The organism is Providencia sp. UF-224, assembly GCF_058245955.1.
In genome coordinates this window covers 1-800 of sequence record NZ_JBSICC010000090.1, presented here as the reverse complement: position 1 = coordinate 800, position 800 = coordinate 1, and the positions used below count along the sequence as shown (strand labels likewise).

At 52.4% G+C, this 800-nt stretch carries 1 protein-coding gene and 1 pseudogene; both read right to left on the bottom strand.

Features of this window, described 5'->3' with window-relative positions; genetic code table 11:
* Window positions 1–294 (bottom strand): annotated as a pseudogene (locus AC4IFO_RS22940) (type-F conjugative transfer system mating-pair stabilization protein TraN); the annotation flags it as partial.
* Window positions 291–800: type-F conjugative transfer system pilin assembly protein TrbC (gene trbC / locus AC4IFO_RS22935; protein ID WP_490737848.1), on the bottom strand; the 510-nt coding region annotated here is incomplete at its 5' end. The gene trbC and the pseudogene AC4IFO_RS22940, both read right to left, overlap by 4 nt.

The window sequence follows — 800 nt, the reverse complement described above, 5'->3', positions numbered from 1 at the left end:
TTTATTTTTAAGCACATCCATGGTCAGCTGCCCCGCCTCATTGCTGTGTAAGGCTTTGCTTCCCGCCTGCTCTAACCCACCACTTCCGCCCGACGTCACCCCACCGTAATAGCCGCTTTCTGACGGATTAGCGGTATAGTTCGGAATAATGTCGGCAGGGTTCGTGTTCTTTATGGTCTCGGTCCCTTTGTTTTTTAGGCCGCTGGCAAATTCTGAACCTGCTTTATACTCATTGGCCGCAAACCCCAATGACAAAACACCCACGCCGCATAATGCAATCAATAACCGTTTCATTGCCGCGCCCTCGATGCCAACCAATCACGGGCCACATCACGACAATCGCCACTGCTGGCAATCCGCTCAATAGCCGAGACCAAGCGAATATTGCCGTACATCACATCAAAGCCTTGCTCACAACGCACCACCAATGCGGGCACTTGGGTAATGCCGTATTGTGCAAAGGTTTTCGGGTCGATTTGCACGCCACCCTCCCCGCTATCTTTGGTCAGTTCAAACACGGCCGTGGCCGTTTTGCGAAAGTCATTGTCAATCAAGCCATTAATCAAGGTGGGAATACCGAGTTGCGTAGCCTCGGGCACCATCTGTTTGAGTCCCGCTTCGGGGATCGAAAACGACACAAAGTAAACAAAGGAGCTTTCCTGCTCGGTTTGAGCTTTAGCCGCATCCGCGGCCTGTTGCTGCGCGTGCTGCTGTTTGGCTAATAAGCTATCAATCCAGGCTTTATCCTTGGCCGAGATTTCCGGTGGCTTAAAGCCATCCGGCGGCAAGGACTGTTCGAG